The sequence below is a fragment of the Pseudomonas bananamidigenes genome, from assembly GCF_001679645.1.
Taxonomy (GTDB): domain Bacteria; phylum Pseudomonadota; class Gammaproteobacteria; order Pseudomonadales; family Pseudomonadaceae; genus Aquipseudomonas; species Aquipseudomonas bananamidigenes.
Window position 1 is genome coordinate 1 of record NZ_LRUN01000013.1, and the last position, 23,502, is coordinate 23,502.

The 23,502-nt window shown below is 62.3% G+C and carries 17 protein-coding genes; 7 read left to right on the plus strand and 10 right to left on the minus strand.

The annotated features are described in order from the left end of the window. From BBF94_RS05765 to BBF94_RS05775, 3 genes are all read right to left on the minus strand, one after another. On the minus strand, window positions 1–3,744 hold a 3,744-nt coding region (locus tag BBF94_RS05765), incomplete at its 3' end, for an Ig-like domain-containing protein (protein ID WP_141676551.1). Window positions 3,745–3,797: 53 nt separating this feature from the next. Continuing rightward, window positions 3,798–4,643, minus strand: coding sequence for a sulfotransferase family protein (locus BBF94_RS05770; RefSeq protein WP_065258089.1), 846 nt, complete (start codon window positions 4,641–4,643; stop codon window positions 3,798–3,800). 138 nt (window positions 4,644–4,781) lie between these two features. Beyond that, window positions 4,782–6,377 carry a glycosyltransferase family 39 protein gene (locus tag BBF94_RS05775; protein ID WP_065258090.1) on the minus strand — a complete coding sequence of 532 codons (1,596 nt, stop codon included), beginning with the start codon at window positions 6,375–6,377 and terminating at the stop codon, window positions 4,782–4,784. A 241-nt stretch (window positions 6,378–6,618) separates the two neighbouring features. Here BBF94_RS05775 and BBF94_RS05780 point away from each other — a divergent pair, with 241 nt between their 5' ends. The 7 genes from BBF94_RS05780 (at window position 6,619) to BBF94_RS05810 (ending at window position 14,468) form a co-directional block, all read left to right on the plus strand. Beyond that, a complete protein-coding gene (locus tag BBF94_RS05780) occupies window positions 6,619–7,206 on the plus strand; it encodes a phage tail protein (protein WP_065258091.1) in 588 nt (195 codons plus the stop codon). A gap of 58 nt (window positions 7,207–7,264) precedes the next feature. Next, window positions 7,265–7,576 carry a DUF6916 family protein gene (locus BBF94_RS05785; protein ID WP_065258092.1) on the plus strand — a complete coding sequence of 104 codons (312 nt, stop codon included), beginning with the start codon at window positions 7,265–7,267 and terminating at the stop codon, window positions 7,574–7,576. Between the two features lie 169 nt (window positions 7,577–7,745). After that, window positions 7,746–9,815 (plus strand): type VI secretion system Vgr family protein, encoded by a 2,070-nt coding sequence (locus tag BBF94_RS05790; RefSeq protein WP_065258093.1) that lies wholly within the window; start codon window positions 7,746–7,748, stop codon window positions 9,813–9,815. Then, window positions 9,812–10,657, plus strand: coding sequence for a DUF4123 domain-containing protein (locus BBF94_RS05795; RefSeq protein WP_065258094.1), 846 nt, complete (start codon window positions 9,812–9,814; stop codon window positions 10,655–10,657). The genes BBF94_RS05790 and BBF94_RS05795 overlap by 4 nt, the downstream gene beginning before the upstream one ends. After that, window positions 10,657–11,430 carry a hypothetical protein gene (locus BBF94_RS05800; protein WP_065258095.1) on the plus strand — a complete coding sequence of 258 codons (774 nt, stop codon included), beginning with the start codon at window positions 10,657–10,659 and terminating at the stop codon, window positions 11,428–11,430. The genes BBF94_RS05795 and BBF94_RS05800 overlap by 1 nt, the downstream gene beginning before the upstream one ends. A gap of 63 nt (window positions 11,431–11,493) precedes the next feature. Further along, the gene (locus BBF94_RS05805; protein ID WP_082302371.1) at window positions 11,494–12,270 is read left to right on the plus strand and encodes a hypothetical protein; all 777 of its coding nucleotides are present in this window, start codon (window positions 11,494–11,496) and stop codon (window positions 12,268–12,270) included. 11 nt (window positions 12,271–12,281) lie between these two features. Further along, window positions 12,282–14,468, plus strand: coding sequence for a lipase family protein (locus tag BBF94_RS05810; RefSeq protein ID WP_065258097.1), 2,187 nt, complete (start codon window positions 12,282–12,284; stop codon window positions 14,466–14,468). A 1-nt stretch (window position 14,469) separates the two neighbouring features. Here BBF94_RS05810 and BBF94_RS05815 read toward each other — a convergent pair whose 3' ends face one another. The 7 genes from BBF94_RS05815 to BBF94_RS05845 form a co-directional block, all read right to left on the minus strand. Then, window positions 14,470–14,961, minus strand: a complete 492-nt coding sequence (locus BBF94_RS05815; protein ID WP_404820919.1) for a GNAT family N-acetyltransferase — start codon at window positions 14,959–14,961, stop codon at window positions 14,470–14,472. 11 nt (window positions 14,962–14,972) lie between these two features. Next, a complete protein-coding gene (locus BBF94_RS05820; RefSeq protein ID WP_065258099.1) occupies window positions 14,973–17,069 on the minus strand; it encodes an HlyD family efflux transporter periplasmic adaptor subunit in 2,097 nt (698 codons plus the stop codon). Beyond that, window positions 17,070–18,389: an efflux RND transporter periplasmic adaptor subunit gene (locus BBF94_RS05825; RefSeq protein WP_065258100.1), complete on the minus strand. Its 1,320-nt coding sequence runs from the start codon at window positions 18,387–18,389 to the stop codon at window positions 17,070–17,072. After that, entirely contained in the window at window positions 18,386–19,165 is a 780-nt protein-coding gene (locus tag BBF94_RS05830; RefSeq protein WP_065258101.1) for an efflux RND transporter periplasmic adaptor subunit, read from the minus strand. Before BBF94_RS05830 ends, BBF94_RS05825 begins: the two co-directional genes overlap by 4 nt. 271 nt (window positions 19,166–19,436) lie before the next feature. Then, window positions 19,437–20,888 carry an efflux transporter outer membrane subunit gene (locus tag BBF94_RS05835; RefSeq protein WP_065258102.1) on the minus strand — a complete coding sequence of 484 codons (1,452 nt, stop codon included), beginning with the start codon at window positions 20,886–20,888 and terminating at the stop codon, window positions 19,437–19,439. Next, a complete protein-coding gene (locus BBF94_RS05840) occupies window positions 20,885–21,946 on the minus strand; it encodes an HlyD family secretion protein (RefSeq protein WP_065258103.1) in 1,062 nt (353 codons plus the stop codon). The genes BBF94_RS05835 and BBF94_RS05840 overlap by 4 nt, the downstream gene beginning before the upstream one ends. A 19-nt stretch (window positions 21,947–21,965) precedes the next feature. Beyond that, the gene (locus BBF94_RS05845; RefSeq protein WP_065258104.1) at window positions 21,966–23,501 is read right to left on the minus strand and encodes an MFS transporter; all 1,536 of its coding nucleotides are present in this window, start codon (window positions 23,499–23,501) and stop codon (window positions 21,966–21,968) included. Between the last annotated feature and the right edge of the window lies 1 nt (window position 23,502).

The window sequence follows — 23,502 nt, forward strand, 5'->3', positions numbered from 1 at the left end:
GAAGGTGATGGTCACCAGCGACGTTTCACCGATCTTCAGACTGGGGTCGGACACGATGATGGTCGCCGTCGGCACCATTGTATCGATGGTGTAGTTGTTGGAGCTGGTCGTGCCGCTGCCGGTATTGCCGGCCAGATCGGCGATGCCGGTATTGGCCAGCGTGATCACGTTGGTCGCGTCGTTGACGCCCAGGTTCGGCGTGAAGGTCGCGGTCCAGGTGATGCCGCCGTCGCTGCTGCTGACCGCCGTCAGCGTGCCGTTGGCAATCGTCAGGTCGGCATTGGTGAACCCGCTGACCGCTTCGCTGAACGTGATGGTCACCAATGAGGTTTCACCAGCGGTGAGGTTACTGTCGGCCACCACAATGGTTGCCGTCGGGCGTTGAGTGTCGATGGTGTAGTTGCCGGAATCGACGGTACCGCTGCCGGCATTGCCGGCCAGATCGGTGACGCCGGTTTGGTCCAGGGTAATGACGTTGGTGGCATCGGTGATGTTGCTGGTCGGTGTGAAAGTCGCCGTCCAGGTAATGCCGCCGTCACCGCTGCTCACGGCGCTCAGCGTGCCATTGGCGACGGTCAGGTCGGCGTTGGTGAAACCGGTCACCACTTCGCTGAAGGTGATGGTCACCTGGGAGGTTTCGCCAATCTTCAACGCGGTATCGGACATCACGATGGTCGCGGTCGGACGCTGGGTGTCGATGGCGTAATTGTTCGAATTGGTGGTACCGCTGCCGGCGTTGCCGTTCAGGTCAGCGATGCCGGTGTTGTCCAGGGTAATCAGGTTGGTCCCGTCGGTGATGTTGGCGGTCGGTGTGAACGTCGCCGTCCAGGTGATGCCACCGTCGCTGCTGCTGACCGCGCTCAATGTGCCGTTGGCAACGGTCAGGTCGGCGTTGGTGAGGCCGGTCACCGCCTCGCTGAAGGTGATGGTCACCAGCGAGGTTTCACCGATTTTCAGGTTGTTGTCCGCCACCACGATGGTCGCGGTTGGCCGTGCGGTGTCGATGGCGTAGTTGTTGGAGTTGGTGGTGCCGCTGCCGGCGTTGCCGGCCAGGTCACTGACCCCGGTGTTGTCCAGAGTCACCAGGTTGGTGGTGTCGGTGATGTTGGCGGTCGGCGTGAGCGTGGCGGTCCAGGTGATGCCACCGTCACTGCTGCTCAGGCCGGTCAGGGTGCCGTTGGCCACCGTCAGGTCGGCGGTGGTGAAACCGCTGACCGCTTCACTGAAGGTGATGGTCACCAGCGAGGTTTCGCCCGCCGTCAGACTACTGTCAGCGACGACAATGGTTGCGGTCGGGCGCGCCGTATCGATCACGTAGTTGGCCGAGTCGGTGGTGCCGCTGCCGGCGTTGCCGGCCAGGTCGGCAATACCGGTGTTGTCCAGAGTGATGATGTTGGTGGTGTCGGCGATGCTGGCGGTCGGGGTGAACGTCGCGGTCCAGGTAATGCCGCCGTCGCTACTGCTCACGGCGCTCAGCGTACCGTTGGCGATGGTCAGGTCGGCGTTGGTGAAACCGGTCACCGCTTCGCTGAACGTGAAGGTCACCAGCGAGGTATCGCCAATCTTCAGCGCGGTATCCGACATCACGATGCTGACGGTCGGCCGCGCGGTATCGATGGTGTAATTGGCGGAACTGGTAGTGCCGACGCCCGCCACGCCGTCGCTGATCGCGGTCACGCCGGTGTTGTCCAGGGTGATCAGGTTGGTGGCGTCGGTGATGTTGTTGGTCGGGGTGAAGGTCGCCGTCCAGGTGATGCCGCCGTCGCTGCTGCTCACTGCGCTCAGCGTGCCGTTGGCGATGGTCAGGTCGGCGTTGGTGAAACCGGTCACCGCGCGGCTGAAGGTAATGGTCACCAGCGAGGTTTCGCCGATTTTCAGCGCCGTGTCCGACATCACGATCGTGGCGGTCGGCGGTTCCACATAGGCGGTGTTCAGGGTGCCACCGTTGTTGTAGATCGCTGCAAAAGCCAACGGCACGGAGCCCGTGACGCCGCCCCCCAGCTCCAGGCCTCCGGAGCCGCTGCCCGCCGCGTTGCCACTGATGGCACTGAAGTTGGAGGCGGTAATCAGTACCGTGCCGCCCTGGTTCCAGATCGCACCGACCCCGCGTCCGCCGTCGCCGCCATTCTGGTTGTTGCTCCCCTGACCGCTGCCGCCGCCGCCACCGCCGCCCGCACCGATGTTATTGCTGATGACCGACGTGCCGACGATTTTCAGGGTCCCGGTAGAAGCGTTGTAAATGCCGCCGGCGGCGTTACCGCCCGCGCCGCCGACCTTGTCCCAGCCGGAGCCGCCACCGCCGCCACCGATGGAAATCGTGCCGTTGTTGGCCGTGCCGCCGTTGCCGCCGTTGCTGTAATACGACACGCCGACACCGCCCGCACCACCGGTGGTGGAACCGCCGCGCCCGCCCATGTGCGTTGCGTCATAGCCGCCGCCGTAGCCACCGACGCCACCGCTGCCGGCCTGGCCGCCCAGCGTACCGGTGCCCGGCCCGGCGGTACCGCCATGGCCGCCGCCCTGGCCGCCGAGGCCACCGCCACCGCCACCACCGCCGCCGTAGTTGGGGCTCGTGACACCACCGCCGCCGCCACCGCCCGCCGCCGCGTTGCCGGTGACCGAAACATTGTTCAGCGTGAGAATGCCGGCGTTGAAAATCCCGCCGCCCATGGCGCCGGTGGCGCTATAGCCGCCATTGCCGCCGTTGCCGGAAACGAGGCCGCGAGTGATGACCAGCCCGTCCAGCGTCACCGTGCTGCCGGAGGTGATTTCCACCACACGGGTCCTGTACTGGCCGTCGAGGGTCACGTCCGCGACACCGTCGTTGTTCAGGTCGCCGTCGACCGTGATGTTCTTGTTGATCAGCAATTCCGAGGTGAGCTGCACCGTCATGCCGCTGCTGAAGGTCACGATGTCGCCGTTCTGCGCCGAAGCCAGCGCTGCCCGCAGCGAGCCGACGCCGGTGTTCAGGTTGTTGGTCGCGGTCCAGGTGGCCAGGCCCCACTGATATTCGCTCATCGCCCGGGCCGAAAGTACGTTGGCACTTTCGATCTTGCCGGTGGCGATCTCCAGGTCCCAGTCGCCGCCCACCCCGGTGCGGTTGTTCGATGCCGCGACGTCGCGACCGGTCATTTGCGCCAGGGAATCGACGAAGCTCAGTCCACGGTCACCCTCGGCGGTGTAACAGCCATAGATCAGGATGTCGCCGCCGACGTTCATGTCCTTGCCGATTTCCGCCAGCACGGCGCTGCGCTGCGCGACGTTGTCCGCCGACAGATAGCTGTTGCCGAGCCACAGGTCACCGGCATTGCCGTGGGCGATGATCTGCACCGAGCTGACACCCGAATGCTGGTCGAGATAATCGGCGATCTGCTGCAAGCCGTCCTTGCTCGCGTCGAGCTTGACCACCTGCGTGCCGGGAGCAACACCCTTGAGCAGGCCGTCGGCGTCCTTGACCCGGGCATCGACGAACACCACGGTCTGGCCCGGCACGGCAACCGGGCTGGCGGCGGGTGTGGCGTCCGCCTGGCCGTGGGTGTCCTTGCTGGCCACCGGATGATCGGCGGTCGGCGCCTTGGCTGCGTCGGCGGCGGGATGGCTGTCGGGCTGGGCTGCGGCAGTATCGGCCACGGTGGCCGCAACCGCGCCGTCGAACAGCATGCGCGGCTCCAGCGACATGATCAGCGGCGCAGCCAGCGTCCGTTGGCCCTCGGTTACCCGCGACTTTTGCTTGCTCCACCACATGTTGCTCACCCGGACTCGAACAGTTGTAAACGCATCAATGAAAAACGCCGCGATCAACTGATCGCGGCGTCGGACTTCATACGAATCACATTGGCAGCGCTGGCCGAGCCATCGAGCCAAAAGGACAGATCGGCGTATTGCTTGAACAGATCCGGCGGCAGGATCGTGCGCCGGGACTCCAGGGCGACCCTGGGTTTGACCTTGTGCAGACCGGCCACACCGAGGGCCTGATCGAACTCCGGCGCGTCATAGGCCAGGTGTTCGAAATCGTGCTCGAACCAGGGCTCGCCGATGAAGTCGTAAACCAGCCGCAGCACCCGCTCCGGGGCCTGGGTCAACAAGTCGTAATCGACAATCAGCAGCGAGTCGGCATGCTCGCCGTAATAGGCTTCCTTGAGCGCCGCCCAGGCAAAACCCACCAGGCGGTTGCGCTGGGCCAGGGTTTCGCAGCGGCTGTAGACGGTGTTGCGCTCGACGGCATCGCCGAACAGCTTGGTGTTTTCGTAGGGGTTGGCGCGGTACAGCCGCTCCAGGCTGTCCATCACCCAGGCGACGTTGCGCACGCAGGCAATGACCCTGGCTTTGGGGAACAGATCGTTGATCGCCGGCAGGCGCGCGCTCCACTGACGGTTGGTGTCGAACACCACCGGTTTGTCGGCCTTGTCGGCGTAGTAGGAGTCGAACAGGCCACGCAACAGACGACGGCGCAAGTCGGTGTCGATCACCGCGCCGAATTCGCTGCCGGCGCTGCATTGTTCAAGGACACCGGAAAACAGTGCGCCGACCGGGCTGGTCATGCCTGCATGAAAGCGCGGGTTCTGCAAAAGGATCGCAGAAAGGAGGGTCGAGCCTGAGCGCGGCAAGCCGGAGATAAAGTGGAACTGCTGCAATCCCTTCACCTTACTTTGTAAGTCCTTTTGTCCGACGAGCGTAGTCCAACAAAGCCCTTTCGACTAGTAGTGTTTTGACATCAACATAGAGCAAAACGGACTTGTCAGACCCTTTCTTATTGCCAGTCGTAAGGTGAAGCGTTTAAGTCATTCCCCGTTGGTACGATTGTCCTTTTCCAGAACGAAAAGTCGCGCTTTCGCCCCGCCAGCATTGGACTGTTCACGCAACTGCCAGGTCTTGGGCAGCGGCAGGAACGGGTCCGGGACTTCCGGGTCCAGATCGCCGATCAGCCAGACCCGGGAACTGCCCTGCGGCAGGTCCGCAAGACGATCCAGATACACCTCGTCGGACACCAGCGTGCCAAATCCGTAATGGTTCGGACGGGTCGAACGCCCCTCGGCAGTCGGTGGTGTAAACAGCCGCACTTGAGCATCGGTGCGGTTGTAATAGACGTAACTCAAGTACCAGAGCATGTCGCTGGTGACGATCCGGTCGCCGCTGACGAAGTGGTGGTTGATGTGCTCGACCATGACATTGAACTGATCATTCGGATCGACCGTGGCATTGGTGTTCACACCGACCATTTCGATGCCGACAAACGCCACCAGCAACGCCAGCGCCCATACGCGAACGCGGCTGTACAAGCGGTCGATGGCCAGCGCTGCCAGCATCGGCAGGCCCAACGCATAGGCCGTCAGATAGCGCTCGATGAACACCGGGCTGATGAACGACACGGCGAACACCAGAAACAGCGGCACACCGGTATACAGCGCCAACAACACGCTGCCATGGTTCACGCTGCGGTCACGGGCGACGGCCACGCCCGCCAGCGCCAGCATGGCCAGCGGCATGCCGCAGAACAGCAGCAGCGGAAGATGATCGCCATCGTTCTGGGTCAGCCACAGCCAGATCATCGACGGCAGCGACGACAGGGTCACCGGATCTTCCCAGCCCACATCGCCCCCGACCTTGAGCTCTTCCATGTGCCGGGTCAGATCGAGCAGGTTCGGCAGCCACGGCAGGTAGAGCGCGACAATCGCCAGATTGGCCAGCCACCAGTCCTTGCGCTGGATATGCCGCAGGCGATAGCCCGGCAACAGGCGAATCAGCCCCAGGTACAGCCAATGACTCAGTGCCGCCAGCACCGCAAAGTAGTGGGTGTACAACGCGGCGCTCATCAGCAACGCATAGATCACCAGATACCGTCGGCGCTGCGGGCGTCTGACCCAGCAGATCAGTGCCAGAGTGGTGCCGACCAGCAGCAGGCCGAGCAGCGAGTACATGCGCACTTCCTGGCTGTAGCGCACCGCCGTCGGCAGCAGCGCCAGCAGCACCCCGGCGATGATCGCCGCGCGGCGGGTCGCCAGACGATCGACCAGGCACATGCCCACACCCACCGTGGCAATACCGGCCAGGGCACTGAGACTGCGGATCGACAGGATCCCTTCGCCGAACACACTGACCCAGCCATGCAGCAGCATGAAGTACAACGGCGGATGCACATCGAACGCCGCGTGCTCCCAGATTCCACCCAACGTATAGCGCGCCAGCAGCAGGCTGGAGCCTTCGTCGCCCCAGATCGCGGCGGCGGTCAGGTCATAAAACCGCACGGCTGTCGCCAGCAGCAGAATCGGTATCAGCCACTGTCGACGGACCCAGCGCAGCAGACGCCGGACACCTGCATTCGGTGCGGCAAACGGATCCTGGGTATCCCCCAGCGGAGTCTCGCGACGGACTTCCATCAAGCTTCCCTTAGATTTTTCCGAGTACAGAACAGCTTCGATCATTGCGCTCACTGTAGGCCAGCGGCGAAGCCGACGCGCGACCGCGACGACGTCCGGCAAGTCCGCCGATCCGGGTCTACGCTACGGCTTGGCGTGACCTGCCCGCGCAAGCGGCGGGTGTCATCGGAGTCTTTCACCGGCCCCGACAACACAGGCTAACGCGCGGCGCGCCAACCACATAACAGAAGGATGAGGAACCATGGAAGTCTTTATGGGTACGATTCAACCGTTCGCCTTCAACTTCGCTCCCAACGGCTGGGCCCTGTGCAATGGACAGACCCTGTCCATTGCACAGTACAACGCGCTGTTCGCATTGCTGGGCACCTACTACGGCGGCAACGGCACGACCAACTTTCAGTTGCCCAACCTGCAGGGGCGCGTGCCAATGGCCCAGGGTAACGGTCTGGGCCTGACGCCGCGCGTCATCGGCCAGGTGGCCGGTACCGAAAGCGTCACCGCCACCATTGCCAACATGCCCAACCACACCCATGCGATGACCGGTCTGAGCGCCAACACCGCGCTGCAACTGGCGGTTCCGGCAAGCAATCCGGCGACCGTGCCGACCGCCACCAATTCCTACATCGGCGCCTCCGGCGGCGGCCCTGGCTCGGCGAACATCTATTCCGACGCCCAGGGCGCCACGCCGGTGCCGATCAAAGGCCTGACCACCACCGTCACCGGTGACATTTCGTCCACCGGCGGCAGCCAGCCGCTGGGCATCATGAATCCTTTCCTGGTGCTCAACTTCAGCGTTGCCCTGAACGGCCTCTTCCCGTCGCGCAACTGAGTGATCGTCCGGGGGCCCCGAGCCCCCGGACGTTTCGTTTTCTCTCTGGAGTCAGACCATGTTGCAATCGGTTCAGATCGAACACCTCCAGCCATTGCTGGGGCAACAACGCACACTGCACCTGCCGGATGGCACGGCGCTGCCAATTCTCCTCGCCCACCTCGAAGAGGTCCCGTCGGCAAAAATGCGCTACAGCGAACGCATGCCCTTCTGCCTCGAGTTCAACAGCCTGGTGCCGACGGAATTTGTCGACGGCCTGTGTGCACTGGAGCTGCCGGAGTTCGGCCGGGTGGAGGATATTTTCGTGTCCCGGGTACCGGCCATGGGGCGGGATTCGCAGTTGGGGTATTTCTGCATTTCATTCAACTGACCCCCCCGGACAGAATCTGCGCCAAACCTTGTAGGCAAAAGATGTAGGAGCAAAACCGGATCCTTGTAGTCCGGGGACTTAAACCAATTTATTGGGAAACGTCCGACATCATTTCCCCGATCACCTTGTTAGCGTTGTTCCGAATCCGTCACTGGACGAGGAACAACGGATGTTCGATGCCAACGCACGCTTTCGCCTTACGATCGACGACGTTAAACACGATTTTCAGGTGCTGTCCTTCAGCGGCAGCGAAGCCATCAACGCGCCTTTTTCTTTCCGGATCGAACTGGTCAGCCCGAGGCCGGATGCCGACCTTCCAGGCCTGCTGCATCAGCTGGCCTTTCTTGCCCTCGATGACCAGGAACACGGCATCCATGGACAGATCCAGCACATCGCCCGAGGCCACATCGGCAAACGGCTGACGCGATACCGCCTGACCCTTGCGCCTCTTCTGGCCAATCTGCGTCATCGCATCAATCAACGGATATTCCAGAACCTGAGCGTCCCACGCATCATCGCGCAGATCCTCGAAGAACATGGCATTCACGCTGACCGCTATCGGTTCCGAATCGGCCACCCGCTGCCGGACCGTGAGTATTGCGTGCAGTACAACGAATCCGACCTGCACTTCATCCAGCGTCTGTGCCAGGAAGACGGCCTGCATTACCACTTCCGTCATGGCCGTGACGGGCACCTGCTGACCTTCGGCGATGATCAGACCGTGTTTCCCCGTCTCCCCGGTCCGACGCTCTACAAACCGCATAACGCAATGGTCGCCGACAGGCCGGTGATCCAGCGTTTCGACTACCGTCTCGAAACCCGGCCCGACCGAACCGCCAGCCGCGCCCATGACTTCAAGAAGGCGCGCATCACGCTGGCGGCGGACAGCCGGGCATCGGCCGGACACCGGCAGCCTGTCCTTGAAGCCTATGAATACCCGGGGCGCTATCTCGATCGTGAACACGGCAAGCGGCTGGCCAGAAATGCCCTGGAACGCCACCGGGCCGATCACTGCCTGGGTGAAGGTGACAGCAACGAACCGGCGCTGATTTCGGGCCACTTTCTGTCTTTGGCCGGACATCCCGATCCGGCATTGAACGATCTCTGGCTGTTGACCGAAATCCGGCACGAAGGCAAGCAACCGCAGGTACTGGAGGAAACCGCGAGCTACACGCCATCAGTTGCCGAAGACGATTTCGTCCAGGGCTATCGCAACCATTTCAAGGCAACGCCCTGGGAAGCGATTCATCGCCCGCCCATGCGCTATCAAAAGCCCTGCATCGGCTCGATCCAGACCGCCGTGGTCACCGGCCCGGAAGGTGAAGACATTCATTGCGACGCATATGGCCGGGTCAAGGTGCAGTTCTTCTGGGATCGCGAGGGTCGCCACGACGACAAGAGCAGTTGCTGGCTGCGCGTGGCCTCGGGCTGGGCCGGCAATGCTCACGGCAGCATGATCGTTCCGCGTGTGGGCATGGAAGTGCTGGTGACCTTTCTCCACGGCGATCCCGACCATCCGGTGATCAGCGGCTGCCTGGCCAACAGCGCCAACCCAGTGCCTTACGAGTTGCCGGCGCACAAGACCCGCAGCGTGTTTCGCTCCCGCAGCTCGCCGGACGGCGCGGGTTATAACGAGCTGATGATCGAAGACCGTGCAGGCCAGGAAGAGATCTATCTGCGCGCCCAGCGCGATCTTCGACAAAGGATCGAGCACGACAGCCATGTGGAGGTCGGCCACGAGCACCGGGAGACCATCCGGGGTACCCGTTACAGCGAACTGCATGGCGAAGAGCAGCGCATCACTGCCGGTGATCGCAAGACCCGTCTCAAGGCCAGCGACTATTTGCACATCAGCCAAAGCAGCCATACTCGGGTGGGGCAGTCGCTGACGGTCGAAACCGCCGGGCAGACAGGTTTCAGCGCCGGCGATCATCTGGTGCTGGAGGCTGGTAAAAGCATCAGTCTGAAAGTCGGTGGCGAGCATTTTGTCCTCGACCACAGCGGACTTTTCGGCAGCAGCGACCTGCTGATCGGCGGCGTCCCCGTGCCCTTGCTGCGCGCCCCGCTGCTGCAGCCCGACGGTATTGAAAATCTGCCGGGGCCTGCACCGCTGCCGCCATTGGTCGCGCCTTCGCAACAGGCACTGATGGCTGCCAGCAAAACCCTGGGGGCCGACTTCTGCCCGATCTGCGAAGCCTGCCGCACCGGAATGTGCACGGTGCCGGAGGCCGCTGCATGACCGACGCCCCTGTACGACGCTGGCTGCTCGAGCAGCACCGTGCCGACCGCCTCCTGTGCCTGGTTCTCGACTCGCAGAACGAACGCGAGATGCGTCAGCGCTGGCTGAAAAGCTGCCGTTACGAGCAATACGCCAGTGTCTACGGCGAAACCGCCGTCGCCGAACTGGCAGACACCGGCCCGTTCCTCTTCACCTTCGACCAACCCGATGATCGTCGTCTCGACGCCTTGCTCGACAGACCGGACAGTCACTGGGGGTGGTTCGCCAGCCTGGGCAAGGGCGATTTGAAGGCGTGGGTCCGACACTGGCAGGAGCGGCTGATCATCGGCGCCCGTCCGCATCAGGCGCTGTACCGCTTTCACGACAACCGGGTACTGGGCCGGGCGCTGGAACATCTGCCGGTCGAGGCGTTGCCGGCGTATCTCGGGCCGGCGATCAGCGTTTGCCATTGGCAGGGTGCGCACTGGCAGGTCACCGACAACCCCGCGCCGGGCAACTGCCCCGTACCGGACACGCCGCCGTGGCTGCAACTGCCGATGCCTGACGAGCAAGCCATGGAGATTCGTCTGGCCAATGCCCACCGCTTTCTGCTGGCCGGGCATGTACAGGCTTATTCCGCGCTGGCGTGCGTACAGGATCCGCAAATCTGGATCCGTGAACGACTGACCCAGGCCCAAGCCTGGGGCTGGCTGGCGCCGGAACGGCTGGAGTTTCTGCTGATCCAGAGTCTCCACACCCCCAATCTCGCGCCCCATTGGCAAGCCCGCCCGGAGGAAACGCCAGAGGAACACTTTGATCGGGTTTACCAGCTTTCGAAGAGCTGGAACGGGGAGACACCTTGATGAAGATTCAGCTCAAAAGCCTCGGTCTGATCGGCTGTTTCGCGGCACTGGGCGGCTGCAGGAGCGAACTGCCCAATACCTTCAAATTCACTGCCGATCTGCCACCGGGATTTGCCTATGTGGCAGCGGTTTACTACGTACCCGAGAAAGGCCAGACCTGCACCCTCGACAGACGCGACAACCTTGCGCCGGTGTTCAACAGCAAGTGGCGCACGGACTACAAACCGGATGCCGAAATCACGATTCGCAAGACGGTCAAGGGGTGTCCGTTGGTCGTAAGGCGAATCGAGCTGGAGATCAATTCGAGCTATGGCAAAACACGGGGCGACTTCGGTGGTGACGAAGCCATGGTTTTCATCCGTGATGATCTGGAGGAGCAGTTCAAAGGTGTATTCAACGAAGCCGGTGAAAGCACCTTCCATGGCCAGTGTGAGTGGTGGTTTCGCACCTCGGGAAAACCGCGAATTCTCAGAAAGATCCTTGATTGCAGAACAGTCGACGCCCAAGGAGCACGTGCTTATGGCAAGACCTTCGGGGCTTTCAGTCCTGATCAACTGCCGGGCAAAACCGTGAGGATGAAAATCAAGCTGGCAAGGGAAGAACAGCCCTACTTCAGAGACACATGGATCAAGTTTCCAAACGGCTGGAAACGATGCTTGGGCGACAACTTCGAGGATCAGTACGCCTTCTGTTACGGCAACTACACCGACTTCAGCACTTTCACCATGCCCGATGGCCGAGTCTGCACCATTTATCCAGGTTGCACGGAATAAGGAGATTTCGTCGTGACATCACTTGGAAAAGATCTGCAATCTCCAACACTGACCTCACCGATGATCAGACTCGCGCTGCGCAGTGCGACTTTGCTCTGTTGTCTTGCCCTCACGACCGGCTGCAAAACCGAACCGCCAAATATATTCACGTTCACGGCAGAGTTACCGCCAGGGTTCGCCTATGAGGCTCTCGCAGAATATGAACCGATAAATAGTAGTGAAACCTGCAGAGCCATAGACCTTCGTAAAACAGCCAACAGATTCAACAGAAACTGGCGAGAAAAGTACGAGCCTGTTTCCGAAATTGTCATCCGAAAGACCTTCAATGGTTGCCCGATGGTAATACGTCGAATTGATCTGGACATCAGAGCCGCCTACGGGCAGGACTGGAGCGATATCAGCGCTGATAGCGCTGCTGTTGTTATACGGTCGGAATTGGACGATCGATATAAAGGCACTTTTAAGCATAAAGGTCTAAGCATTTTCTACGGCCAATGCCAGTGGCTGTTTCGCACCTCGGGCAAGCCGAGAATCCTGCGAAAAATACTCGACTGCAAGGAAACCGATGCTCTGGGCACGCCAGAGCCGGGGCGCCCGTTTGCGGCATACACCCACGATCAACTTCCAGGCAAAACCGTGAGGATGAAGATCAAGTTAGCAAGGGAAGAACAACCTTACTTCAGCGACACGTGGGTCAAATTTACAAACGGCTGGAAACGATGCTTGGGCGACAACTTTGAGGATCAGTACGCCTTCTGTTACGGCAACTACACCGACTTCAGCACTTTCACCATGCCCGATGGCCGAGTCTGCACCATTTATCCAGGTTGCACGGAATAAGGAGTTTCACCATGACATCACTTGAAAAGGATCTGCAATCGCCGTTGGGTAGCCGCCTGCTGACATGTCCTGCAGGCGGCAGATGGACAAGTTTCCAACTCATCGACGAGTTCTGCTCGGGTGAGCCCTACGCCGGGCTGGCTTATATCGCCACCGACTCGGAGGGTCATAAATACACGGGCAGCCTGGACACTGCGGGCAAGGGCAGGGTGGATAATCACTTTGCGGGGCCTTTATCGTTGCTGTTTGATCAAGCGTACGATGGAAAGGAAAAGCTCTACTCAAGCTTGCAAGGCAGGCGACATTACCCCCTGAAAATTACTGAACTTCAGGTCAGAGCCGAGAAAACCCGCTACCTGAACCTCAATGCTACCCGCACACGGCATCGACCCCAGATCGCAGACGGCTCAGATTATTTTCAAGTCGAAGTCCGCCATTTGGTGAGATATGCCTCGCACCTGCCTCCCGAGGTCTATCGCGATTACCCTCTCGACTCGGGTTGTGCGGCAATCATGCGCGAACACGGAAAACTTGGCGTAGCGCTGATGCCACAACGTCACACCGTTCTTGAAGTGCGCCCGTTACGCGCGTTGCGCCCGATGTTATCCACAGCTCCGGAATTCTGTGCACTCAATCTGTACCAGCTTTCATTGATGGCGACCTTGAGTTACTGCCCCTTCGGCCAAGAACCGGGAACCGTTCCCATCAAAGAAAATCGGGTCACCTTTCCTTTACAACCCAGCGTGGGCAATTGGTTCGGCGATGCCTTGGCCAAATCCGACGAACTATGGAAGGTCGACTCAAATCAAATCAAAGCCTATTACCCTCTGTACGAAGACGTGCCGTATTCCAAACGCCTGGAGATAGTCCCATTCGACTCGGATCTCTACGAAGTCAATGACCCGAAGAAGATGGAGTCACAAGAGCATCCGGCCAAGGTTCACTTCCTTGATGACAGAAGCGAAGGAAATGAGGCTACCGACACCCAAGCCTTCATCACGCACAACGACGAACTGATCCTGATCGCCGTTCGCGGCACCGCCGAAATAATCGCCGATGGATTACGTGATGCCGATGCCTTGCAAGTGCCATTTGCCGAAGGCAAAGGCCACGTACATCGGGGTTTTTATGAAGCTGCCAGGAAAGCCGCGACTTTCGTCGTCAGTTACCTCGAAAAGTTCTACACCGGCCAAACCCTCCTGATCTGCGGCCATAGCCTCGGCGGCGCGATCACGTTGCTGCTGTCCGAAATGCTCCGTCGCCGCCCCGAAGGCTACAACATCCAGCTCTACACCTACGGCGCCCCCCGCGCCGGCGATGCGGATTTCGTGAAGGGCGCCGCCGATCTCGTGCACCACCGCATGGTCAATCACAACGACCCGGTGCCCAGCGTGCCCGGCAGCTGGATGAACACCAAGGCCGACATCTACGGCACCGGGGCGGCGCTGACGTTCGTCAATGTGCCGGTGGGCTTGTCGGTGTTCGTTGCCGGCATCACCAACTGGACTGGCGAAGCCTATGACCATCACGGCAGCCTGCGGCACGCCATGCCGGTGGAGTTCGGGCGTCAGCAGGTGTCTTCGATCCTCTGGGAACCGGGATGCGACACCATCAGCCAACACGCCGCGTGCGACGTGGCGATCCGGCAGCAGCGAGGTCTGCCGGATCGTCCGTCCCTGCTCAGGCAGATCTTCGACGCCGGGCACCATTCGATGACGGGCGCTTACATTCCGGCCTGCTGGGCAGTGTTGCGACGCTGGCAGGAAGCACTGGACTCAAACCGAACGCTGGTGACCGAACGGGAATTCGCGCTGGTCGAATCGGCCCTGCAACGCATCACCGATCAGCTGCGCACCCAGCGCAACAATCTGCGGGGGCGGCCGGACAGCTATGTCCGTAGCCGGGAAAAGATTCTCCAGGCGCTCAATCGAGAGGTCGATCTCATTCGAACCACCCGCGAACGACTGGCCCGGCTGCGGCATCGACGCATGACGGCCATGGATGTCTATGGCGTGCCGGCAGAACAACCGGAACGCCTGGCCGAAAGCCTGCCGCGCTGGCAGGCGCACCCGGAAAACCTCGTGACGGAACAATTGGCCATGGCGCCGGACGCCAGTGAAGATGACCCGTTAATGGCGACACTTTATGGCCACAGGATCGGCGCTCCACACACCTTCGATATCGACTCGGTCATCTGACTCAGCCCTGTGGATACCACACCAGACGCTCCGCCGCCGGGTTGCACTCTTCCACGGTAAAGCCCAGCGCCAGATAGTGCTGACGTGCATGGGGATTATTGGCCCAGACCACCGTCGCCACCGGGCAGCGCACTTGTTGCGCGGCCTTTTGCACGCCATGCAGTACCACGCGACCGTAGCCCTTGCCCCGCGCCTGGGGGATGAAGGCGATGTACAACACACGGATCTCATTGGGTCCGAAGTCGGTGCTCAGCGCACCGATGGCCGTGCCGAGTTTTTCCACGACGTAGTGCATGGCGTTGGGGTGGTTTTCCCCCATGCCCTGCTCCTGCACCTGAAACTGCTGGGCAACGATTTGCTGCACCTGTTCCTGCTCGCCGTCGATCCATTGCAGATCCGGCCGCGCCGATTGATACAGGCTTTGCAGAAAGGGGCCGTCGGTCGCCCGCGAAGGCCGCACCACCAATCCGTCTGCTGCCAGGTTTTCCGTCATCTCCATGCTCCCTAGAAACCGCTTTCCCTGACGCCCAGCGCCGCCAGCCGACGCCAGGCCACGCCGAGCACCGATTCACCGCTGCCCTGCAACACCACCACGCCGCGCAATGGCTGCGCCGGTGTCGATGGCTGATCCAGCGTAGTCAATCGCGCACCGTATTGCGCCTGCACCGGCTCCGCCCGTTGCTGTTGATCACGGCGCACGGCAATCGGCCCGTGATGGTCGGAGGTCAAGGCTTCCTGATCGACATAGGCCACGCCATTGGTATCGATTTCATCGAGTTTCACGGTGATCGCCGGGTGCATCGGGTCATCGGCGATAAACCGCCCGGTGGCGCCCGGTCTGACCCGCCACAATTCAGCTTCGGCCACATAGCCGCGCAGGCGCGAGCCGTCCTCGACCACCCGGGCCAGCGCATCCTTGCTCGACAGCCAGCGCCCCGGCGTCAGGTTCGGCAACAAGTCGCGCAACGTGCCGGCGTGGGGTGCCCGCAGCAGCAGGCGTTCACGGCGGGCACTCAGGCCACGGTATTCCGCCACGGCTTCGGCCAGTCGCTGTTCGACGATGCCGGCGTCGGCGGCCGTTTCGCTGCGGCCGGCCTGACGGCGCATCAGCAACTGTTGAATCCGGATTTCACGACGGACGATGGCCTGCCGCGAGTCGAGATCCGGCGACTCCAGCTCGATCAGCACATCACCCTGAGCGACAGTCTGGCCGTCGACAACCCTCACGGTTTTGATCCGTGCCGCCATCGGTGCATGCAACGCACTGGCCCGACCGCCCTCGAGCATCGTCGGCAATTCGACGGCGCTGCGCCACGGCACGATCAGCACCAGCAGCAGGCCAAGCACCGCCAGGCTGCTGAGCAGCACGCGCGGGCCGTGAGCCTGTTCGCGGCGGCTCCACCATTGGCGCCACTCACTCATGATCGGCAGAAAGATGAACCACACCAGTTCCACCAGCATCAGGAAGATCCCCAACACCTTGAAGAACAGGTGATAGACCGCCAGCGCGATCCCGAAAAACAACGCCGCACGCCATAACCACGAGCCATACCCCCAGATCAGCAAACGCCGCTGCATCGCCGGCGACCAAGGCTCCGGCGCCGGTGCGCCATAGCCGAACAAAAACTCACGCAGGCGCCAGCGACAGTAGGCAAATGCTCGGCCCTGAAGGTTGTCGACTTCCCACAGATCGCTGAGCAGAAAGTAACCATCGAAACGCATGAACGGGTTGAGGTTGACCACCAGCGTGGTGATCCAGGTCGCACTGGCGAGCATGAACGCCGCCGTGCGCGCCGGACCGTCCGGCAGCAATGACCAGACCAGCAAGGCGATGCAGGCCAGCAGCAATTCCGCCAGCACCCCGCCGGCGCCGATCAGCAGCCGCGCACGCCGGTCGTTGACCCGCCAGGCATCGCTGACGTCGGTGTAGAACATCGGCAGCAAGACCATGAACGCCACGCCCATGCTCTGCACCCGACACCCTGCGCGCTTGGCCATGAAGGCATGGCCGAATTCGTGGCAGAGCTTGGCGAAGAACAGCGCCACACCGAACGAAATCGCCCCGCCAAGGCTGAACAGGTGGGGAAAAGTGCCGACGAAGCGCTGCCAGTCCCGCGACACCAGAAACACCCCGAGCCCCAGGGTCGCCGGAAAACCGTAGCGCAGGATATTGGGGCCAAAGCGCTGTAGCCACGGCCACGCCCGATTGAGAAACGCGTCCGGCCGCCACAGCGGAATCCGGAAAAACAGGTATTGATGCAGCAGGATTTTCCACAGGCTCTGGCGTTGTGCGAGGGCCTTGAGCGGATAGCTGGCGCGTTGCTGATCGTCGAGGGCGCTGATCAGGTCATGCCCGCGCAGAAACGTCAGCAGTTGCTCCAGTTCGACGCCATCCAGCGGCAGGCCCGGTTCGCGATTGGCAGCGCGCAGCACTTGCTCGGGATCGCCCAGGGACCAGTGGCGCAACAGGCGCATCGCCGCCGCACCCAGTTTGAAATAGCGGCCGCGCACCGGATCGGCCAGGGTCCAGCGCGGCGAACCGTCCAGTGCCGGCGCCGCGGGCGACAGCTGCAGGTCGGCACGCAGGCTCGGCAGGTTCATTTACAGGCCCACACTCTGACGCAAACCGGCCAATGGCCTGCGCAGCAGGTACAGCGCCAGCGGTGCGCGGTCACCGAAGATCTTCGCCGTGCCACGCAGACCGATGCGCGGCGGTGCATCGGTAAAGTTCGCATCCAGCCGATAGGCCAGTTGGCCGCCAGCGGTGGGTTGCGCCTCGTAGGCGGAGCGTTCAAGTCTGGCGACGTGGCGTTGCAGCGGATCGCTGTCGAGGAACAGCGCAATATCGGCACCCGGTTCCAATGAAATCGCATCACCCACCGCCAGCTCGATACGCAGTTCGGCCTGGTTCGGGTCGGCAATTTCCATCAGTCGCTCGCCGGTCTGTACCGGTTTGCCGGTCCAGCGCTCGGCGTCGGCGAACACCGCAATGCCGTCGCGCTCGGCACGCACTTCGCTGCGGTTGAGCAGTTCCCGGGCGTAATCCCGTTCGGCGCGTTTCTGCTCGACCCGGGCGGCCAGCAGATCCACCCGTGAACTGGATTCGGCGTCGGCGAATGCACGTTGGGAATTGGCTTTGAGTTCGGCTTCGGCGACGCCGAGCGCACGCTCGGCGACATCGGCCTGGGCCTTGAGCGTGGTGCTTTCAAAGCGCAGCAACAGATCACCGGTTTTCACGCTCTGATTGGGTTTGACCAGAAACTCGGCGATCACCCCGTCCAGCGGCGCCGCCACCACGCGCCCGCCCAGCGGCACCACTTCGGCCGGGGCCAGCACCGACTGGCGCACCGGAATCAACAAACCGAGCAACAGCACAGCGACCAGCGCCACCTGGCGTTTGCGGGTCCAACGCAGGCGCCACGGCTTGCGCGGTTGCAAGGCCAGCCAGGCGTGGCTGTAGGTGTCACCCAGTTGCGACAGCAGCACTTGTTCGGAAGGATTCCACGGCACGTCGCGGGCCAGCCACAATCCGCCGAACATCTGGCCCTCGCGGTCGATCAGCGGCAGCCAGAAGACCTGCAACGCCGACAGACTGCGCCAGTCGCTCTGGATCGACTCGCTGACCATTTCCGGCGAAATGACACGGGCCACCCTCAACACATCCTGCTTGAACAACTGCGCCACCGCCTGCTCGACGAAGGCCACGAACGGCGCATTCGGCTCAACGGCACTGACGCCGGTCACCGCCTGCACCTTGCCGGCGATCAACAGGGCCGCATGGCGATAACCGAACAGCGACTGCCCGTCATTGACCAGGCTGTAGGCCAACTGCGAAGCCTCGCGGGCGGCGCGGGTCTGCCGTTCGAGATCGAGAAACCGCGCGAACACCTGCTCGGCGCCGCCGCTCACCGGGGCGTTCACTTGAGCTCCGGGAAACGCGCCGTGCCGCTCATGCCGGCGAGCAAGCCTTTGGCTTCGGGCAGTGTTGCTACCAGCAACAGCGTCTGACTGCCCTCATCGATCCGCGCGCCGAGGCGCTTGACCGTGGCGTCGATCGGCTGCCCGGTTTCATCGGGAACAAAACTGAACGTCTGGCCGGGCTTGAGTTTCGCCATCCAGCGCGAAGGCACCAGCAAGTGAATTTCCAGGGTACGGTTGTCGACCACATCGAGCAGCGGCGCACCGGCGGCCACGCTTTCGTAGCGCTGCACCTTGCGCTCGACCACTTGTCCGTCGAACGGCGCGACCACGCTGCAGCGCTTGACCTGAACTTGATAAACCTGAGATTGCGCCTGGGTTTCGCTGACCTTGGCCTCGGCCCGCGCCACTTCGAAACGCCCCACCGAATTGAGCGCCGCCAGTTGCCGGTTGTGCGCCAACTCTTCGCCGGCGCCACGGCTGGCGGCCTGCGCGGCATTCAACTGGGCCTGATAGGCCGAACAGTCGAACCTCGCCAGGGTATCGCCCTTCTTGAACGCCTCGCCCTCGCTGAACGGCAACTCGACGATCCGCCCGGACAGCTCGCTGGCGAGCGTCGCCTGGTCCCGCGCCCGCAATACGCCCCGCGCCTCGCTGCCGGCCGAGGCATTGGCAGCGCCGACGTTATCCTGCAGCGGATCGTCTGGCACAGGCGTTTGCGCCTGGACTGCACACGTTACAAAGGCCAATCCGATAACCCAACCACGAAAACGCTGCATGACCGCTACTCCCTGACGGATGAGCGGAGTCTACGACAGCGGGGTTTAGCGTCAAGCGAAAGGCCATCATTCGTCTCGAGTCGGGCGCTTTCGTCGCTTACAAATTTTAGGGAAGTTTCCTACGCATCTTTCCAAAGGGCCGTTATTGCCGATTTATCGTTCGTTGCTTACTCTCACCGCACTCAACCCCGTACGTAGCGATTCAGTTCGCTGGCAGTTGGGGTAAAGAAACCGGCCTCGGCCGGTTTTTTTATTTTTTGCGCTTATGCACTCAACGCTGCGCCATCTCCCCCACCGGATACACCGACTCCCATCCCCCGCCCAACGCCCGGTACAACCCGACCATCGCCAGCGAAACGCCGGTGGAGCTTTCCACCCATTGTTCCTGGGTGGCGAGCAGTGCGCTTTGCACGGTCAGGACATTGACGAAGTCGGCCACGCCTTCGACGTATTGCTGTTGTGCGGTGCGCAGGGCGATCCGGTTCTGGCGCACGGCTTCGGCAAGGCTGTCGCGGCGGCGCTGGCTGGCGTTGTAGGCGGTCAACTGGTCGTCGATTTCATGCCAGGCGCGCAGTACGGTCTGTTGATAACCGATGGCAGCCTCCTGTTGCTGGGCTTCGCGCAGTTGCAGCACGCCGCGCAAGCGGCCACCGTCGAACAGCGGCAGGCTGAATTGCGGGCCGATGCCGAAGGCCCGTGAGCCCCAGGAGCCGAAATCACTGAGTTGCATGGCTTGCGAGCCGAGGTTGCCGGACAAGGTGATGCGCGGATAGAAATCGCCCTTGGCCACACCGATGTTGGCAGTGGCGGCGTGCAACCGGGCTTCTGCCCGGCGGATATCCGGTCGGCGCTCGGCCAGTTGCGACGGCAGGCCGATGGCGACTTCCGGCGGCGACTGCGGCACCGGCGCGTCTGTGGATAACTCTTTGGCCAGCGCTTGTGGCGGTTCGCCCATCAACAGGCTGATGGCGTTGATCAGTTGTGCCTGACGCTGCTCCAGCGCCGGCAACCGCGATTCGATGGCCGCCACTTGCGCCGCGGCTTCGGCGACGTCGAGATCGGTGGCTACACCGTCATTGAGGCGCAGTTGCGAGAGTTTCAGGCTGTGTCGCGCCACATCGAGGTTCTGCTCGGTGACCGCGCGGGTGTTTTGCACGCCGCGCAGCTGGATGTAGTTCTGCGCAGTGTCGGCGAGTACCGCCAACAGAACGCCGCGCCGGTCGTTTTCCGCGACTTCGAGGTTGGCGTCGGCGGCTTCGGTTTCCCGACGCACACGGCCCCAGAAATCCAGCTCCCAGGAGGCGGAGAAACCGGCGTCCCACAGGTTGAAAGCAGAATTCCCGTTGTGTCCGGACGGATCGTTCAAACCTTCACCGCTGTTGCGTTTGCGTGCGTAGCTGCCGGTTGCGGCAGTGGTCGGATAGCGGTCGGCGGTGATCACCTGGCGGGCGGCGCGGCTTTGTTGCAGGCGGCTGCTGGCCAGTTGCAGATCGAGGTTGCTGCTCACGGCACGCTGGGTCAGGGCTGAGAGTTGCGCATCATGGAAGACGTCCCACCAGCGTTCGTTCAAGGGTTCGCTGACCGCCTGACTCGGGGCGGGTTTTGACGGCTTTGCCCATTCGGCGATTCGGCTGGCTTCGGGCTTCTGAAAGTCCGGGCCGACGGTGCACGCCGCCAACGCCGAAAGACTCAGCACCATCGTGATGGACTGAATGCGTTTCATCGCTGCGTCACCTCGCGCACCGAGCTTTTGGTATCGATGCTCGCCTCCACCGACATGCCCACCCGCAGGCGCTCGGCCAGCGGCTGGCCCGGCTCCAGCAGGATCTTCACCGGAATCCGCTGCACGACTTTGGTGAAGTTGCCGGTGGCGTTGTCCGGTTTCACCGCGGCGAAGGTCACGCCGGTGGCCGGGGCAATGCTTTCGACGCGACCGCTGAGGGCTTCACCACCAAGGCTGTCGACCCGCACGACAACATCCTGCCCCGGCTGCACGTCGGTGAGCTGGGTTTCCTGGAAGTTGGCCACCACATAAGCCTGTTTCAACGGCACTACCGCCAGCAATTTGCTACCCGGCGTCACATAAGCACCGACCCGCACGGCACGCTCGCCGATCATGCCGTCCTGGGGCGCAGTGATGCGCGTGTAGGACAGCTCGAAACTGGCGATTTCCAGCGCCGCCTGAGCTTGCTTCAAGCTGCCTTCGGCGGCATCGCGCTGCGCCGTGAGGATTTCGATCTGTTTGCGTTCCGCCGCCAGTTTTGCCGTGGCGGTGTCCAGTCGCGCAGTCGCCTGATCAATGCGAGTGCGTGCCTGCTGGGCGTTTTGCACGGTGCCTGCACCGACGCCTGCCAGGTGGTCATAGCGGTTCAACTCCTGCTGGGCGAAAGCCATTTCAGCCTTGGCCGAAACCACCGATGCCTGCGCCTGAGCTATCACCGAGGCCTGCCGCTCCAAAGTGGCTCTGGCGTTCTGCAATTGCGCACGGGCAACCACGGTGTGCGCATCGGCGGCTTCGGCGGCGGCGCGCAAGTCGCGATCATCGATCAGCGCCAGCAACTGCCCGGCCTTGACCTGTTGGTTGTCTTCCACCAGCACTTCCTTGATGAACCCCGCCACACGCGGCACCACCAATGTGAAATCGGCAGAAACGAAGGCATCGTTGGTGCTCTGCTGAGTGCGCTTGCCGAACAGGCCGGGCATCGCCAGATACACCAGCACGCCGACCGCCAGCGCGGTCGCCACGGCCACCGCGAGTTTTTGCTTTGCTTGAGTCGTCATAAAAAACCTTCTGTTCCAGTCAGGTCGGCGCGCGAGGCGGATAGATCCGCGTCGGCAGCCAGAAAATCAGCAGGATCAGCGCCGCCGCGACGCCAGCCATGCACAGATAAAGATCCGAAGAAGTCAGCACCACCGCCTGTTCGTGCAGGCGATGAGCGAGTGCCGGGTCGTTGCTTGCGGCCAGCGGCGAATTGCCGAGGCGATCAACCAGCATGGTCGAGTGAAAATGCAGGCGCGCCGTGGTCAACGCCTCGATCACCCCGGTGGCGACCACCGCTGCCAAGCCTTTCACGGTGTTGAACCAGGCCGAAGCGAACGGCCCGTCCTGGGGCTGGATGCTGCCGGTGGAGAGCATCAGCAACGGCAGCACCGCCATCGGCTGGCCGAAAATCTGCAGCCATTGCAGGACGTAGAAATTGTCGCGAATCCACACTGAAGTCAGCTGCGATCCGCCCAGACAAGAAAGCACCAACATGCTCAACCCGATCCCGAGCACCCAGCGGCAGTCGACCCAACGCAGATTGCACAGCGCCGCCACCAACGGCAGTGCGATCAATTGCGGCAACGCCGCCAGCAGCATGATCGGCGCGGTCTGCACCGGCCGATAACCCTGCACCTGAGCCAGATAGCTCGAAGGAATCAGCACCACCGCCAACAGCACCACCAACACCCCGGCCAGGGTCATCAGGGCGAACGACAGGTTGCGAATGCCGAGCATCTGCAACTTGAAAAACGGAATCGGCTGTGACCATTCATGAATCATGAACGCCACCAGCAACAGCGAGCCGGCACCCAGCAGCGCGCAAATCAGGTTCGACTCGAACCAGTCCAGACGATTGCCCTGCAACAGGCCGATCACCAGCATGCAGATCGCCGGAAACCCCAGCAACAGGCCTTTCCAGTTGAAGGTCTTGAGGCGCTCCAGGCGCAACGGGTCCTGAGGGATGCCGTACGCCACCATCGCCATGGCGATCAGGCACGGCACGATGATTTGCCAAAAGGTCCACTGCCAGCCGACAAATTCGGTCCACAACCCGGCCAGCGGCGTACCGAGACCGGGGCCGAACGTGGCAGTCAGGGCGTAACCGGCGAGGCCGTAAAGCTTGAAGTTCGGCGGTAGAAACCTCAGGGCTACGGTCATCAGCATCGGCGGCAATGCGCCGCCGGCCAGGCCCTGCAGGATGCGCATCAGCAGCAGGCTTTCGTAGTTCGGGGCGAACGGGCAGAGCACCCCGAGCAAGGTGAACAGGCCGATGGCGCACAGGGTGAAACGGCGCAGGGAGAACGTCACCGAGCACCACGGTGCAAACGCCATGGCGGCCACCGAGGTCGCGGTGTAACTCGCGACCAGCCAAGTGCCTTCGTCGTAACCGATGCTCAGGGCGCCGCGAATGTCGGCCAGGGCGACCTTGGTCACCATCTCGTTGAGACCCGACACCAGCACCGCCAGCACCACGCCGACCAGGCCGATGATGATCCGCGCCCCGAACACCGGTGGCGCGGCGGCCATCGGAGCGGCAGCGGCCATTGGCGCCGTAACCGTCAGGGATGTCATG

Coding starts and splice junctions, on each gene's coding strand:
- BBF94_RS05810 (WP_065258097.1), top strand. CDS start 12,282: ATGACATCACTTGAAAAGGATCTGCAATCGCCGTTGGGTAGCCGCCTG.
- BBF94_RS05790 (WP_065258093.1), top strand. CDS start 7,746: ATGTTCGATGCCAACGCACGCTTTCGCCTTACGATCGACGACGTTAAA.
- BBF94_RS05845 (WP_065258104.1), bottom strand. CDS start 23,501: ATGACATCCCTGACGGTTACGGCGCCAATGGCCGCTGCCGCTCCGATG.
- BBF94_RS05820 (WP_065258099.1), bottom strand. CDS start 17,069: ATGAACCTGCCGAGCCTGCGTGCCGACCTGCAGCTGTCGCCCGCGGCG.
- BBF94_RS05840 (WP_065258103.1), bottom strand. CDS start 21,946: ATGACGACTCAAGCAAAGCAAAAACTCGCGGTGGCCGTGGCGACCGCG.
- BBF94_RS05780 (WP_065258091.1), top strand. CDS start 6,619: ATGGAAGTCTTTATGGGTACGATTCAACCGTTCGCCTTCAACTTCGCT.
- BBF94_RS05830 (WP_065258101.1), bottom strand. CDS start 19,165: ATGCAGCGTTTTCGTGGTTGGGTTATCGGATTGGCCTTTGTAACGTGT.
- BBF94_RS05835 (WP_065258102.1), bottom strand. CDS start 20,888: ATGAAACGCATTCAGTCCATCACGATGGTGCTGAGTCTTTCGGCGTTG.
- BBF94_RS05775 (WP_065258090.1), bottom strand. CDS start 6,377: ATGGAAGTCCGTCGCGAGACTCCGCTGGGGGATACCCAGGATCCGTTT.
- BBF94_RS05800 (WP_065258095.1), top strand. CDS start 10,657: ATGAAGATTCAGCTCAAAAGCCTCGGTCTGATCGGCTGTTTCGCGGCA.
- BBF94_RS05795 (WP_065258094.1), top strand. CDS start 9,812: ATGACCGACGCCCCTGTACGACGCTGGCTGCTCGAGCAGCACCGTGCC.
- BBF94_RS05815 (WP_404820919.1), bottom strand. CDS start 14,961: ATGACGGAAAACCTGGCAGCAGACGGATTGGTGGTGCGGCCTTCGCGG.
- BBF94_RS05785 (WP_065258092.1), top strand. CDS start 7,265: ATGTTGCAATCGGTTCAGATCGAACACCTCCAGCCATTGCTGGGGCAA.